At 64.2% G+C, this 12,869-nt stretch carries 15 protein-coding genes, 1 tRNA gene and 1 pseudogene; 10 read left to right on the top strand and 7 right to left on the bottom strand.

The features are described from left to right. Positions 1-40: 40 nt before the first annotated feature. On the bottom strand, positions 41-802 hold the full coding sequence (locus BJG93_RS06505; RefSeq protein ID WP_027197505.1) for a TetR/AcrR family transcriptional regulator: 762 nt from the start codon (positions 800-802) through the stop codon (positions 41-43). A gap of 132 nt (positions 803-934) precedes the next feature. Here BJG93_RS06505 and BJG93_RS06500 point away from each other — a divergent pair. Continuing rightward, positions 935-1,075 (top strand): annotated as a pseudogene (locus tag BJG93_RS06500) (epimerase); the annotation flags it as partial. 35 nt (positions 1,076-1,110) lie between these two features. On the opposite strand, the gene BJG93_RS06495 reads toward BJG93_RS06500, so the two are convergent. Together BJG93_RS06495 and BJG93_RS06490 are read right to left on the bottom strand one after the other, a co-directional pair. Continuing rightward, complete coding sequence (locus BJG93_RS06495; protein ID WP_027197504.1) at positions 1,111-1,395, bottom strand: DUF1488 family protein; 285 nt, start codon at positions 1,393-1,395, stop codon at positions 1,111-1,113. A 198-nt stretch (positions 1,396-1,593) separates the two neighbouring features. Further along, complete coding sequence (locus BJG93_RS06490; protein ID WP_027197503.1) at positions 1,594-1,872, bottom strand: hypothetical protein; 279 nt, start codon at positions 1,870-1,872, stop codon at positions 1,594-1,596. A gap of 278 nt (positions 1,873-2,150) precedes the next feature. Between BJG93_RS06490 and BJG93_RS06485 the strand changes: the two genes are divergently transcribed. Next, on the top strand, positions 2,151-2,342 hold the full coding sequence (locus tag BJG93_RS06485) for a hypothetical protein (RefSeq protein ID WP_027197501.1): 192 nt from the start codon (positions 2,151-2,153) through the stop codon (positions 2,340-2,342). An 88-nt stretch (positions 2,343-2,430) separates the two neighbouring features. Beyond that, positions 2,431-2,820 (top strand): hypothetical protein, encoded by a 390-nt coding sequence (locus tag BJG93_RS06480; RefSeq protein ID WP_027197500.1) that lies wholly within the window; start codon positions 2,431-2,433, stop codon positions 2,818-2,820. 95 nt (positions 2,821-2,915) lie between these two features. On the opposite strand, the gene BJG93_RS06475 is transcribed toward BJG93_RS06480, so the two are convergent. Continuing rightward, a complete protein-coding gene (locus BJG93_RS06475) occupies positions 2,916-3,413 on the bottom strand; it encodes a heme-degrading domain-containing protein (RefSeq protein WP_027197499.1) in 498 nt (165 codons plus the stop codon). A 220-nt stretch (positions 3,414-3,633) separates the two neighbouring features. On the opposite strand from BJG93_RS06475, the gene BJG93_RS06470 reads away from it, so the two are divergent. Further along, a tRNA-Met gene (locus tag BJG93_RS06470) sits at positions 3,634-3,710 on the top strand. Between the two features lie 731 nt (positions 3,711-4,441). Here BJG93_RS06470 and BJG93_RS06465 read toward each other — a convergent pair. After that, positions 4,442-5,689 (bottom strand): phytanoyl-CoA dioxygenase family protein, encoded by a 1,248-nt coding sequence (locus tag BJG93_RS06465; RefSeq protein WP_051374383.1) that lies wholly within the window; start codon positions 5,687-5,689, stop codon positions 4,442-4,444. A gap of 579 nt (positions 5,690-6,268) precedes the next feature. After that, the gene (locus BJG93_RS06460; RefSeq protein ID WP_027197496.1) at positions 6,269-6,493 is read right to left on the bottom strand and encodes a hypothetical protein; all 225 of its coding nucleotides are present in this window, start codon (positions 6,491-6,493) and stop codon (positions 6,269-6,271) included. Positions 6,494-6,542: 49 nt separating this feature from the next. Here BJG93_RS06460 and BJG93_RS06455 point away from each other — a divergent pair, with 49 nt between their 5' ends. The 6 genes from BJG93_RS06455 (at position 6,543) to BJG93_RS06430 (ending at position 11,655) form a co-directional block, all read left to right on the top strand. Next, positions 6,543-7,088: an NUDIX hydrolase gene (locus tag BJG93_RS06455; protein ID WP_071336537.1), complete on the top strand. Its 546-nt coding sequence runs from the start codon at positions 6,543-6,545 to the stop codon at positions 7,086-7,088. Positions 7,089-7,097: 9 nt separating this feature from the next. Further along, entirely contained in the window at positions 7,098-7,835 is a 738-nt protein-coding gene (gene aat / locus BJG93_RS06450) for a leucyl/phenylalanyl-tRNA--protein transferase (protein WP_027197495.1), read from the top strand. Positions 7,836-7,937: 102 nt separating this feature from the next. After that, positions 7,938-8,771 (top strand): arginyltransferase, encoded by an 834-nt coding sequence (locus BJG93_RS06445; RefSeq protein ID WP_027197494.1) that lies wholly within the window; start codon positions 7,938-7,940, stop codon positions 8,769-8,771. 156 nt (positions 8,772-8,927) lie between these two features. Beyond that, positions 8,928-9,905 (top strand): quinone-dependent dihydroorotate dehydrogenase, encoded by a 978-nt coding sequence (locus BJG93_RS06440; protein WP_051374382.1) that lies wholly within the window; start codon positions 8,928-8,930, stop codon positions 9,903-9,905. 110 nt (positions 9,906-10,015) lie between these two features. Next, the gene (locus BJG93_RS06435) at positions 10,016-10,810 is read left to right on the top strand and encodes a cystine ABC transporter substrate-binding protein (protein ID WP_027197492.1); all 795 of its coding nucleotides are present in this window, start codon (positions 10,016-10,018) and stop codon (positions 10,808-10,810) included. 185 nt (positions 10,811-10,995) lie between these two features. After that, positions 10,996-11,655, top strand: coding sequence for an amino acid ABC transporter permease (locus BJG93_RS06430; protein WP_027197491.1), 660 nt, complete (start codon positions 10,996-10,998; stop codon positions 11,653-11,655). 34 nt (positions 11,656-11,689) lie between these two features. On the opposite strand, the gene BJG93_RS06425 is transcribed toward BJG93_RS06430, so the two are convergent. Further along, positions 11,690-12,736 (bottom strand): Gfo/Idh/MocA family protein, encoded by a 1,047-nt coding sequence (locus BJG93_RS06425; RefSeq protein WP_027197490.1) that lies wholly within the window; start codon positions 12,734-12,736, stop codon positions 11,690-11,692. Positions 12,737-12,869: the final 133 nt, after the last annotated feature.

The following is a 12,869-nucleotide window of genomic DNA, read 5'->3' as shown; positions in this document are numbered from 1 at the left end:
TTGGGCGCGGCGGCACGTGATGAAGTGGAACTGAACGTTATCACGGGCCTGCGGCTTTGCGTTTGGTGGCAGGCTCGGGGGCCGTGTGCTTGGAGCTGGCGGTCGACGGGCGACGCCGCGCGGCGGTTTTTTTGCCGCGGCCGGCGGCGCTGGTCGAAGCACCGGCCCCTGCGGCCTGCGGCTCGCCGAGCCACGCGTCGAGCGTCACGCCGACAAGCGTCTCGAGCGGCGCGCTCGGAAATACCGAGCAGGTGAGATTCAGCGCGACGATGCCATGCAGACTCGCCCACAGCGCCTCCGCCCAGACCGCGGGCTCCGTCGATGCGACCGACCCGGATAGACGCCCCGCTCCGCGCAACTCGTCGAGCGCATCGATCATGATCTGCAGTGCGGCGTCACCGGCGGTGTCGTCTTCGCTAACGCCCGCCGCGCCGGCCAGCGCCGCGCCGGTATAGCTCGGATCTTCCATGAAAATCAGCCGATACGTTTCCGGATGTGCGACACCAAACGCGACGTACGCGCGCCCAAGCGCCCTCAGCCGCTCGGCGGGATCGGCGATTTGCGCGAGCGGCGCGAAGCTCGCGAGCAGTTGAGCGTAACCCTCCGCGCACAAGGCGTGCGCAATGTGATCGCGACTCTCGAAATGCAGATATAACGTGGCGGGCGAATATTCGATCGCGTCGGCGATCTTGCGCATCGACAGTGCGGCAAAGCCCTCGCGCACGACGATGCGCCGCGCGGCATCAAGGATGCGTTCGCGCAGCGCCTGTTTCTGCCGGTGTTTTCGTTCGGCGATTCCCATGATGCGCAATTCTCGGATTCACAAACTGAAATGTCAAATTAAACTGAACATCGTTTACTGAACGTTGTTCAGGAAAAATTTTGATCTGTGAAGATTCCGTAGTCGCAAGCTCACGCGGCGATGTCGCGCCGCCTGATGACGGAGCCGGTCGTGCTCGACGATTCGGCGCTGGCGACGTTGATCGGCCCGCTCAGCAAAACGTCATATCGGGAAGGAATCAGGCGGTGCTTCGAAGCGGCGCGCGAGGCAGAGCGGGCGCGCGAGGCAAATTAGCGGCAAGCCATTGACGATGCGTTAGCGGGAGGTCGCTAGCCTGCCATCTGCCCCGGCGGAAAATGGCCGCTCTTGAGCAGCACGGGCGCGCCGTTGCTGATCTGCAAATGCTCGCGTGCCACAGCCTCGATGCGCGGGCGCCCCGCATCGAACGCGCGCAGCCAGCCTTCGAGGTCCTCGCTGTGAGCGCCGAAATGATCCTCGAGCGCTTCCACCGAGATCGCGCACGGCACCGGCTCACCGTCCACCAGCGCCGAAAAGACGACGGTCAGGTTGGCGTCGCGGTAAGCAGGCGCGTCTGCGAGAAAACGGATGTCCATGGTCGCCTCGTCAGAAGGTGGCGGCGGGAACGGAGCACGCGCGCAATGCGGCTGCTTGCCGCCGGTGCTCGCGAGTCCCGCTATCGTACTCGCGCCGCCGGATCACGGTCCAGCGCACGCGGGCGCCTGGTTGCGGGCATCGCGCGTTGTCTTGGCGAGCGCTGGGGCCGGCCCATTGCGCGGGATTCGGCGCCACGCTCACTGCCCATCCAGCAATCGGTCGACATACTCGCGCGCCGCCCGTTCGACGAACGCGAGTGCCTCTTCTTCGCTGCCGAACCGTTGCCGATCGCCAAGTTCGAGCAGCGTTTCCATGCGATGCGGATCGTCCGGACCGAGTTCGGCGAGGCTGACCGAGCCAACGTAAGTGCCACCGGCTTTGGCGTGCGCGTCGACCGACGCGCTGCCCCCTGGCACGAGGCGCGCGGCGGCGCTGATGTAATAGCCGCGATAAGGGCCACTGACCCGTTCAGCCATCTTCGTCCTCCTGTTGCGATTTGAGAGGTGGCGCCAATCGCGGCGCCGCCTCCGTCTTCAGCATGCCGCGGGCCGCGCTACCGTGTGCGGGCGGCCCGCCCCATAACGATAAGGCGCGTTGCAGCGCGATAAGTTCTGCCGCGAAACCCGCCCTCGCATCGCACCCAAGGCGCCTCGCACCTCGGCCGCGCGCGCCGGTCCAACTGTCCGGACCGGCATACTCCATGCTGTCGCATCGGTACCGGTTAGGACGCCATTTCGAGCCCACCGAGCGCAATATGGGAAAATATTTTCTGCAGAATCACGAACTACCCGAGCCGGATGCGGCGAACCACTGGTTTGAATACGCCGAAAGTCACGGCATCGACATCCCGAAAGCGATCAGCATCTGGGAAGACGCGGCCACTGAAGACGGCGCGCAAGCCCGGCGGCTCGTCAGCGCAGCGGGCATCAAGGTCGAAGCGATTTGACGCGCGGCGCGCCAAGGCGTTGCGCAGCAGCCAACCACGGCCGCGCCGATCCGGCAGACCCTCTATCCGAATGAAAGGACACACTACGATGCAATTCACGACGCAACCGCGGCGCGCCGGCCGATTCCACCGCCTTCGACCCAGCGCCGCGCTTGCCCTCGTGCGTCGCGCGTCGCTGTCGGCCGTATTGCCCGCCGCGCTGCTGCTCGCCGCGGGACTGGGCGGCTGCGCGTCGTCGAACACGACCACGCTGATCAATCTGCCGAACGGCCAGACCGGCTTCGCGGTCAATTGCAGCGGCGCCGACGCCGGCTCGAGTTGGGCCTCGTGCTACGTGCAAGCGGGTAAGGCCTGCGGCGCGACCGGCTACGACATCGTGTCGAAGGATAACGACGAAGGTGGCACCGCCGGCGGCAGCGTCACGAATGTGGTGTCGGCGAACGTGAAGAACCGCTCGATGATCGTGCGCTGCAAGTAAGCCTATTTACGTTGCTGACGGCCATCGTGGCGGCCTGCGCGGGCACTCGATGGCCCCCTCTTCGCGAGCCGCGCATGCGGGCGCACGCGCATCGGTCAGCCCTTCGCGAGCGCGAGCTTGCCGTAGTCGTGGCCCAGATGCGCGCACAGCGCTTCGACCACGAGTTCGTGATCGAAGCGCTGCGGCAGGCCGGACACCGTGATCGAACCGATTACGCCCGCGCCTTCCACCGTCAGCGGGAACGCGCCGCCGTGCGATGCGTACTCGGTGGCCGGCAGACCGTGCTTGTCGGCGAGCGTCGCGCCCGCGAGTTGCATTTTCAGACCGATCGCGTACGAGCTGCGGCGAAAATGCGCGACGGTGTTGCCCTTGCGACGCGCCCAGTCGACGTTGTCGGGCGTGGCGCCATCGAGAAGGCTGAAGAACAGCGGCTGGCCGAACGTGCGCACGTCGATCGCGGCGGCAATGCCGCGCGCTTTCGCGACCTCGTGTAGATACGCGCCGACTTGCCACGCGCGGTCGGCATCGAAGCGCGGAAACACGAGGGTCTTTTCCTGAATGGCGATGACCTGCAGATCGTGAGCGATATCCATGAGGTTCAGAACGGGTCGGAGGATCAGAGTCGAACGGCCCGCCGTCTCGAAGATCGGGCGAGCCGCATGGAGATCTGAATTCTAGCGCAGCGTCCGCGTGCGGCTTTCCGCAGCCTCACCGATATGTGACATCGCGCGGCCGGGCAAACTCAATGAAGCCAATCCTTACATGGCTATTGCGCTGTCTGTCTGGGTGGTCTATAATCTTTTCTTCGACGGACGCGGGGTGGAGCAGTCTGGCAGCTCGTCGGGCTCATAACCCGAAGGTCGTAGGTTCAAATCCTACCCCCGCAACCAAACGAAATCATCGAAGGGTTACAACGCATTGGCGTGTAACCCTTTTTTGTTTCTGGCGTCCGTGTAACCGGGCGTACTATCTGGCGTCTCCCCGCGTGCTTCGTGCCCCGCAGCCGGAAGCAGTTCGGGCACCACGCGCCACATAGATGACGGTGCCCGGCGTGAACTCCCGGACAGGGTCAACGCTGCATTCCCAGGTGAGCCCGGCCGCCCGTTGACATACGTCTCGCTCAGGCAACGCCCGCCACGCTCCTGCGCGACCTGCTGCATCCGTTCGATCGCCAGACGCTGGTCCGCATTCGCACACTTTCCGCACCACGTCCCGGCCAGCACAAAATGCGCGCGGGCCGAGCGTTCACGCCCCGGCGCAGCCGAACCGGTAAATGGCATTCGTCCCACCACGGGTGTCGTCCAAGCACTGGCCACCGTATGAGACCGCCTTCGCGTGGAGGTCGGAGAGACGCTAGCGCACCTCGTGGCAAACAGTGTCGCGTTCACTCAGGATTTCCAGAAAGCCGCGTTGCGTGCTTTCCTCCACGCGCTCCAGACAGGTCATGGTGCCGCGCATCGCGACCGTTCCTACGCGCGTGAATTCGTGCCCGGCAGGGCAGTGAAATCCATAGGTCGATTTCGCGCCAAGCCATTGCCTCGTCAGAAACGTCAGCTCACAGCCTGGTGCCGACGAAAGCAAACCGTCCGAGTTCACAAGATCGCCAATCGTCCGACTGCTGTCATGAAACGGTTGTCGCACCAGGTTGCATCTGCCTCGGCGCCAGCGTGTCTTGGGGCCGCAGCGGCCGGCCTTCCACGCGGCCGAATTCGATGAAGTGATCGACCGCGTCGACACCCGCGGCGGCGACGTCGGGATTCGCCTCGAGGTAGAGCGTCGGATCGAACCCGTTAGGCAGTGCGGCCAGCCGCGCTTTGCGTTGTAACGATTCGGCGCTGCTCAAGGGGCGCCCCTCGAATCGACCGTAGTAGATGTAGTGCTGCAACGCATTGCCGCCGCTCGCCGCCACGTCCGGATTCGCGTCGAAGTACGCCTCGCCGTCGAAGTCGACGATCGGCGTCAGGCTCGACGGCATGCCGGTCAGGTCGTGATAGCACAGACAGCCATGCGCGAAGAAATGGCAAACCAGTGCCTTGCGACTCACGTGCTCGGGATGGCTCATCTTGCTGCCGCCGTGCAGCAGATTCGCATGCCACAACAGCACATCCCCCTTCTTCGGGTAGAAATATTTCGGGCCCGCTGAACGTTCGGCGATGAGCTTCTGGATCGCGGGCTCATAGATATCGTGGTAAGCGGAGTAACCGCAACCGAACGGCATGCCCAGTTCCGTCGACATCAGATACGGCAGCTTGTGCGTGCCGGGGTGATACACGAGCGGCCCCGAGTCCGGATGAATATCCTCGAAGGCGATCCAGTTCGCGACCAGATACCCGTTCGGATAGGTCGACATATGAATCGAATCGGAATGCTCGAGTTGCTCGCTGCTCTTGTGACCGCCGATCGTCTGGAACGGCGCCGATTTCGCGCCCAGCAGCAGACTCACGATCTCGTTCATGCGCGCGTCGAACAACATGTCGCGAATAGCCGGTACGTTGAAATGCGGATTCAGCGTGCGCCCAGGCAGTGTATCGCCTTCGAAGAGCGGCTCGTGCGGCGGGCGCAGCGTGCCGTCGGCAATCGCGTTTTCGTACGCTTGCCACGTCGCATCGAGCTGTTCGTCCGTGAAGAAACCTTCAACGATCAGGTAGCCGTCGCTCACCCATTTTCGGCACCACTCGGCTTGCTCTTCGTTGATCACTCGGTCGGACAACAATTGCGCGACGCGCTCCAGCGCATCGGGACGATCGAGCCAAGGCGTCGGGCCAGCCGCGGGAAAGTTTTCGAATTTGAAGATCTGTGTCTGACTGTCGATCGGAACGTCCGCGACGACGGGCTTATCGAAAAAGCGCTGATTCTCGAGAGTATTCATTTTTTGACGGTTCGCGTTTCGAGGTAACTGGCTTTAAGGTAACGCTGGCTGTGCCGTGTCGATCGTCTGAACGAGCGCCCTCCCGCACGGCCATCGCGGGTGAGGTGTTTTGCGCAGGGCTGACGTGCTCTTGCGCAACGGCTTGTGCTACGTCGGGATTCCTCTGAAGCGATTGCACTGCATCGAAATGAGGAATGTGAGCAACATAAGGAAGAACCGACGGGTGGATCGGATCCGCGTGTCCGGGAGATCGGCAGCGAATCCGGTAGCTACCAGCATGAAGGGCTGAGTCGCGAGCGATGACCCCGCCTCACCGTGGCTCAAGTTTCCACGTTCGGTTGCCGTTTCTTTAGCGGCAGTGAGCATACCCCGATGCCTGCTAAACCCACGTCGGAAACAACGGATATTCATTGTTCTTTTACCTGTAATGCCGGACGAAGCCATGCGCAACGGAGCGGCGTTTTCGAATCCTTACACAACGGCGCCAAGTCCCGATTGCCGACTAGACGTCGCTCCTCGAATATCACTAAATACCGGTGCCGCGAATTGATGATGAGTATAAATCGTATTTATTGTCACTTATCCGTATTTGATCGACTGATGCCGGTTGAATATTTCAGTCTGTCTGAAGCTCGCGCCGCAATCGGGATTGACTAAAATCCGTGCGCTGACAGTGTCTGCCAGCGGTGCTGTCATCTGCAGAATTGACAGGAACCCCACGGTGGGCGTTGAACCGTCCATCACCGAGACCACCTGCGCATTGGTGACGTCATGTCGCGCCGCCTCTGCCCGGGCCTCAGTCACGCCCCGCCCCGGTGATAAACTCCTATCACCCCTTCTCGTTCCCTTTCCCATGAAATTCTGTTCTGTCTGCGGCCATGACGTCAGCCTGAGCATTCCGCCGGGCGACAATCGCGAGCGCTTCGTATGCGGCAGTTGCGGCACCGTACATTATCAGAACCCGCGCAACGTAGTCGGCACGGTACCGGTGTGGGACGACAAAGTGCTCCTATGCCGTCGCGCGATCGAGCCGCGTTACGGTTACTGGACGCTGCCCGCCGGCTTCATGGAAATGGGAGAAACGACGGCCGAAGCCGCTTCGCGCGAAACGCTCGAGGAAGCCGGCGCGCGCGTCGAGGTGCAGAATCTGTTTTCGTTGCTGAACGTGCCACACGTGCATCAGGTCCATCTGTTCTACATGGCGCGGCTGCTCGATCTCGACGTTGCTGCTGGCGAGGAAAGCCTCGAAGTCAAGCTCTTCGAAGAACAAGAGATTCCGTGGGACGAGATCGCGTTTCCGACCGTCGGCCAGACGCTGCGCTTTTTTTTCGCCGATCGCGCGGCCGGCAGTTTCGGCCTGCATACCGGCGACATCTTCCGCTCCCTGCGCGAAGGTTGAGCGCCGCGCATGGTTCCCTGGCTCGGCGCTGACGATCCGTTCCCCCCCGTCGAGCGCGCGCTCGGCGCCGCGAGCGGCGCGCCCGGTCTGCTCGCGGCAAGCGGCGATCTGCTGCCGTCGCGCCTCATCGACGCTTACCAGCGCGGCATTTTCCCCTGGTATTCAGACGGCCAGCCGGTGTTGTGGTGGAGTCCCGATCCGCGCATGATCCTGCGCCCCGCCGAGTTCAAGGTATCGCCATCGCTGCGCAAGACGCTCAAGCACGTGCTGCGCGACGACGCGTGGGAAATCCGCGTCGATCACGACTTCGCGGCCGTGATGCGCGCGTGCGCGCAGGCGCCGCGCCGCGGCCAGCGCGGTACGTGGATCACCGCCGACGTCGTCGAAGCCTATGCGTCGCTGCACCGCCTGGGCGATGCGCATAGCATCGAAACCTGGTTCGAGGGCAAGCGTGTAGCGGGGTTGTATGGCGTGTCGCTCGGCCGGATGTTCTTCGGCGAATCGATGTACACCGACGTCACCGACGGCTCGAAAATCGCGCTGGCCGCACTGGTCGGCCACCTGCGACGTCACGAAATAGAAATGATAGACTGCCAGCAGAATACGTCGCATCTGGCGTCGCTCGGCGGCCGCGAGATAGCGCGCAAGGCGTTCGTCGCGCACGTTCGCGCGTCTGTCGGCGCACCGGCCATCCCGTGGCGGTTCGACAAGAGCGCCCTGCTCGAAATCCTCGCGCGGGCGGCGTAGGAAAAGTCAGCCCGTACCCGGGTCCGCCGCCCATCGAATAGCGGCATCAACCGCCGGGCGCGCCGGGTTTGCATTACCAGAGACGCTTCGAGAGCTGCCAACGTGACTCATCCCAACGAGCTGCCTCTATCTCCGCTTTCCGCGCTGCAATTTTATGCAACGGCGCCCTATCCCTGCAGTTACCTGGACGGCCGCATCGCGCGCTCGCAGGTCGCCACACCCAGTCACCTGATCAATTCGGACGTCTACACGGACCTCGTCAAGGCGGGCTTCCGGCGCTCGGGCGTGTTTACGTACCGCCCGTACTGCGACGGCTGCCGCGCGTGCGTGCCGGTGCGCGTGCCGGTCGAGCGTTTTCAGCCGAACCGCACGCAACGGCGCGTATGGAGAAAGCACGGCGACCTGATGGCAACCGTCGCGCCACTGCACTACGACGAGGAGCATTACGCGCTGTATATGCGCTACCAGTCGGCGCGCCACGCGGGCGGCGGGATGGATCGCGACAGCCGCGACCAGTACGAGCAATTCCTGCTGCAAAGCCGGATCAACTCGCGGCTCGTCGAGTTTCGCGAGCCGGCGTCGCCGCGGTCCGATGGGCGCCCCGACGCGCAGGGCGCGCTACGCATGATCAGCATGATCGATATCCTCGGCGACGGCTTGTCGTCGGTGTACACGTTCTTCGAGCCGGACCTGCCGCACGCGAGCTTCGGCACCTACAACATCTTCTGGCAGATCGAGCAGGCGCGCAGCCTGAACCTGCCTTACGTGTATCTCGGCTACTGGATTCGCGAAAGCCCGAAAATGGCCTACAAGGCGAATTTCCGGCCGCTCGAAGGCTTGATCGACGGCGCGTGGCGCGTGCTCGATCCGTCCGCTATCGACCTGCCGCCGGTCGATTTTGCGCTGCATGGTCGGCGCGGGCCGCTCAGGCCGTAGTCGAGGCATCGTCCAGGTCCGGGTCGTCGCCGGCCACGCGCTGCCAGTGTTATAGAGCCTAAAGCCGGTAAAATAGCGGGTTCCCATTTTCCGGCCGTCCGGCTTCTTCCCGTGCTCAGTTCCCTTTATCCGCTCGTTCGCGCCCAACTCTTTCGCATGGACGCGGAAGACGCTCACCATCTGACCTTGCGCATGCTCGGGGCCGCCGGCCGCACCGGTCTGGCCGGCGCGCTCGCGGCGCGCGTGCCCGATTCGCCGCGCACCGTGATGGGCCTGACGTTCCGCAACCCCGTCGGACTGGCGGCGGGCCTCGACAAGGACGGCGCGTGCATCGACGGTCTGGCGGCGCTCGGCTTCGGCTTCATCGAAGTGGGCACCGTGACGCCGCGCGCGCAGCCGGGCAATCCGCGCCCGCGCATGTTCCGGTTGCCGCAGGCCAACGCGGTGATCAACCGGATGGGCTTCAACAACGCTGGCGTCGACCAGTTCGTAAAGAACGTCCAGGCCGCGCGCTATCGCGGCATTCTGGGCCTGAACATCGGCAAGAACGCCGATACGCCGATCGAGCGCGCCGCTGAAGACTACCTGTACTGCCTCGAGCGCGTCTACCCGTTCGCGAGCTACGTGACGGTCAACATCTCGTCGCCGAATACGAAAAATCTGCGCCAGTTGCAAGGCGCCGACGAACTCGACGCGCTGCTCGCCGCGCTGAAGGACAAACAGCAACGGCTCGCCGACCTGCACGGCAAGCTCGTGCCCCTTGCGCTGAAGATCGCCCCGGACGTCGACGACGAGCAGATCAAGTCGATCGCTGACACCGTGCTGCGCCACCAATTCGAAGGCGTGATCGCCACCAACACGACGCTCTCGCGCACTGCCGTCACCGGCATGCAGCACGGCGACGAAGCCGGCGGCCTGTCGGGCAAGCCGGTGTTCGACGCGTCGAACGCGGTGGTCCGCAAGCTGCGCGCCGAACTCGGCGAGGCGGTGCCGATCATCGGCGTCGGCGGCATTTTCTCGGGCGACGATGCGCGCGCGAAGCTCGCGGCCGGCGCGTCGCTGGTGCAGCTTTATACTGGTTTCATCTACCGCGGTCCGGCGCTCGTCGCCGAATGCGCGCAGGCGCTGCGCTAGGCATTCGCGCCGCCGGCGCATATAGACATAAACAAACGGTATTTAGGTTGTGATAGTGCCGTTTGCTATGCTCTCGACCGTCAAAACGTCAGACGTACAAAAGGAACACGATGAAATTTGGCCTGCTGAAAAAGCTCCTCGCCACCGCGCTCGTCGGCGCGTCGTTGACCGCCGTTGCCGCGCACGCGGAAGACCTGCTCGACCAGGTCAAGCAGCGCGGCACACTGCGCATCGGTCTCGAAGGAACCTTCCCGCCGTTCAACTCGAAAGCGCCGTCGGGCGAGCTGGTCGGCTATGACGTCGACATCGCCAAGGCGGTTGCGGCCAAGCTCGGCGTGAAACCGCAGTTCGTCACGACCGAGTGGAGCGGCATCATCGCCGGTCTGCAGGCGGGCAAGTTCGACGTGATCGTCAACCAGGTTGGCATCACCGATGCGCGCAAGCAGACGCTCGACTTCTCGCCGCCTTACACCTACTCGGCCGCGCAGCTGATCCAGCGCAAGGACGACACGCGCCAGTTCAATTCGCTCGAAGACCTGAAGGGCAAGAAGCTCGGCGTCGGTCTCGGCACGAACTACATGGACATGGCGAAAGCGGTGCCGGGCATCGACGTGAAGACCTACCCGGGCGCGCCCGAATACTTGCGTGATCTGGCCGCCGGCCGGCTCGACGCGGCGTTGAACGACCGTTTGATGCTCGCGTACCTGCTGAAGAACTCGAACCTGCCGCTGCGCACCGGCGCGAACGTCGGCCCGGGCAATCCGTCGGGCATTCCGTTCAGGAAGGGCAACCCGAAGTTCGCGCAGGCGATCGACAACGCGATGACCCAGCTCGAAGCGGACGGTACCTTCACGAAGATCTCGGACAAGTGGTTCGGCATCGACGTCAGCAAGCCGATCAAGTAACGCGCGTGGAGTCCAACGAAGGGCGGCATCGACCACGGTGCCGCCCTTCGCGTTTGCGGGGCACGCGCGAGGCCCCGGGTCCGAACCGCGCGTCGCGTATACCCCAAGCGCCATCGAGCGCCCCGCGTCTTAAGGCGCGCCAAAGTTTATGATGTGCGCTTTGTGCGTCAATAAGAACACTGCCCATGTCCATCACCTCCCTGCTGCTCCAATCGCTGCCGGTGCTCGCACAAGGCGCATTGCTGACGATCAAGTTCGCGATCCTGTCGATGATCTTCGGCCTGATCGGCGGCGCCGTGCTCGCGCTGATGGGCATCAGCCACAGCCGTCCGCTGAACTGGATCGCGCGCGTCTACGTGAGCGTGATGCGCGGCACGCCGCTGCTCGTGCAGATCTTTGTGATCTATTACGGTCTGCCGAGCTTCGGCATTTCACTCGATCCGACGCCGGCCGGCGTGATCGCGCTGTCGGCGAACGTCGCCGCGTATCTGTCCGAGAGCATGCGCGGCGCGATTCTGGGCATCCACCAGGGCCAGTGGCTCGCCTCGTACAGCCTCGGGCTGTCGCGGCGCCAGACGCTGCGCTACGTGATCGCGCCGCAGGCGCTGCGTATCGCGGTGCCGAGTCTGTCGAACAGCCTGATCAGCCTGATCAAGGACACCTCGCTCGTGTCGGTGATTACGGTGACTGAGCTGCTGCGCAGCGCGCAGGAAATCATCGCGTCGACCTATCAGCCGCTGCCGCTTTATCTTGCGGCCGCGGCCGTGTACTGGGTGCTGTGCCAGGTGCTCGAGTGGGCGCAGCGCTGGTACGAGCGGCGTCTGTCGCTGCCGACGCGGCACTGAGCGCCGCCCGCGCCCTTTGGTTCACGCGAGCGGCTCATTCTCCGGCGAACCTGAGTCCCAGCGCCGCGCGCGCCGCGTCGGCCATCGCGATCATCTGGCGCGACGTGTCGTGCCGCATCAGCGGACTCTCCAGCCGACCGGCGCGAATCAGCTCGCAAAAGTGCGCGGTCTCGTAGTTCAAGCCTCCGCCTTCGAACGGCTCGTCGAGTTCGACGACGCGACCGTCCGCGTAACGGATCGTCGCGCGCGACGGGTTCCACCACGGCTCGTGCAGCGTCACGTGGCCGCCTTTGGCCATCAACAGCGCATCGCCCCTGCCATGCAGGTCGAGCCCACAGAACAGCTGCGCGATACCGCCGCGCTCGTGCTGACTGTTCAGACTCGCGAACGTATCGACGCCGGTCGCGCCAAGCCGGCCGAAGGTCTGTACGTCGCGCGGCGCGCCGAGCCAGTCGACCGCGAGAAACATCTCGTAGATGCCGATATCGAGCAACGCGCCGCCCGCATGCTCGAACGACAGCGACGGATGATCGTCCGGCACGCCCGGCACCGAGCAGCCCGCGCGCACGAGGCCGACCTCGCCGATCGGCTCGGCCGCCAGGTGCTCGCGCAAGCGGGTGTAGAGCGGATAGAACGGCGGCTTCATCGCTTCCATGAAGAGCCGTTGCGAAGCGCGCGCGGCCGTGAGTACGCGCTCGAGCTGCGCACGATTGATGCACGCGGGTTTCTCGCACAGCACGTGCAGCCCGGCTTGCAAGGCGGCGATCGCGTAGTCGGCGTGGCTGTCCTGCAGCGTCGCGATATAGAGCGCGTCGATGCCGCTCGCGAGCAACGCGTCGAAGCTGCCGCACACGGTCCCGCCGAATTCGTCGGCGAACGCCCGCGCCGGTTCCACGCGACGCGACCACAGCGCGGCGAGACACGTCCGCGGCACGTAGGCGAGCCCTTGCGCGAAGCGGTGCGCAATCCGGCCGGCACCGACGATCCCCCAACGGATCTCGCGCGATGAAGTGTTGTCCTGCGCTGCCCGCTGGGTCGGTTGGGCGGTGGGTGCGTGCGGTGCCGCTGTCGTGTCTGTCATCGTGTGTGCAAAGGTCCGTGCGGTTCGAAACAGCCGCTATTGTCACCGATGCCGCTTGCGCGCGCCGCGCACCGACCTTCGACACCCGCGCGCCGCTCCCGCGGCCAAGCGCTCCCCGATACGCTCAACCCGC

Source organism: Paraburkholderia sprentiae WSM5005, assembly GCF_001865575.2.
GTDB classification, from domain to species: Bacteria; Pseudomonadota; Gammaproteobacteria; order Burkholderiales; family Burkholderiaceae; genus Paraburkholderia; species Paraburkholderia sprentiae.
This window is presented reverse-complemented; position numbering and strand designations above follow the sequence as displayed.

What these genes read in the sequence shown, in the direction of transcription:
- BJG93_RS06505 (WP_027197505.1), bottom strand. Translation starts at nt 802, where the DNA reads ATGGGAATCGCCGAACGAAAACACCGGCAGAAACAGGCGCTGCGCGAA.
- BJG93_RS06495 (WP_027197504.1), bottom strand. Translation starts at nt 1,395, where the DNA reads ATGGACATCCGTTTTCTCGCAGACGCGCCTGCTTACCGCGACGCCAAC.
- BJG93_RS06490 (WP_027197503.1), bottom strand. Translation starts at nt 1,872, where the DNA reads ATGGCTGAACGGGTCAGTGGCCCTTATCGCGGCTATTACATCAGCGCC.
- BJG93_RS06485 (WP_027197501.1), top strand. Translation starts at nt 2,151, where the DNA reads ATGGGAAAATATTTTCTGCAGAATCACGAACTACCCGAGCCGGATGCG.
- BJG93_RS06480 (WP_027197500.1), top strand. Translation starts at nt 2,431, where the DNA reads ATGCAATTCACGACGCAACCGCGGCGCGCCGGCCGATTCCACCGCCTT.
- BJG93_RS06475 (WP_027197499.1), bottom strand. Translation starts at nt 3,413, where the DNA reads ATGGATATCGCTCACGATCTGCAGGTCATCGCCATTCAGGAAAAGACC.
- BJG93_RS06465 (WP_051374383.1), bottom strand. Translation starts at nt 5,689, where the DNA reads ATGAATACTCTCGAGAATCAGCGCTTTTTCGATAAGCCCGTCGTCGCG.
- BJG93_RS06455 (WP_071336537.1), top strand. Translation starts at nt 6,543, where the DNA reads ATGAAATTCTGTTCTGTCTGCGGCCATGACGTCAGCCTGAGCATTCCG.
- aat (WP_027197495.1), top strand. Translation starts at nt 7,098, where the DNA reads ATGGTTCCCTGGCTCGGCGCTGACGATCCGTTCCCCCCCGTCGAGCGC.
- BJG93_RS06440 (WP_051374382.1), top strand. Translation starts at nt 8,928, where the DNA reads ATGGACGCGGAAGACGCTCACCATCTGACCTTGCGCATGCTCGGGGCC.
- BJG93_RS06435 (WP_027197492.1), top strand. Translation starts at nt 10,016, where the DNA reads ATGAAATTTGGCCTGCTGAAAAAGCTCCTCGCCACCGCGCTCGTCGGC.
- BJG93_RS06430 (WP_027197491.1), top strand. Translation starts at nt 10,996, where the DNA reads ATGTCCATCACCTCCCTGCTGCTCCAATCGCTGCCGGTGCTCGCACAA.
- BJG93_RS06425 (WP_027197490.1), bottom strand. Translation starts at nt 12,736, where the DNA reads ATGACAGACACGACAGCGGCACCGCACGCACCCACCGCCCAACCGACC.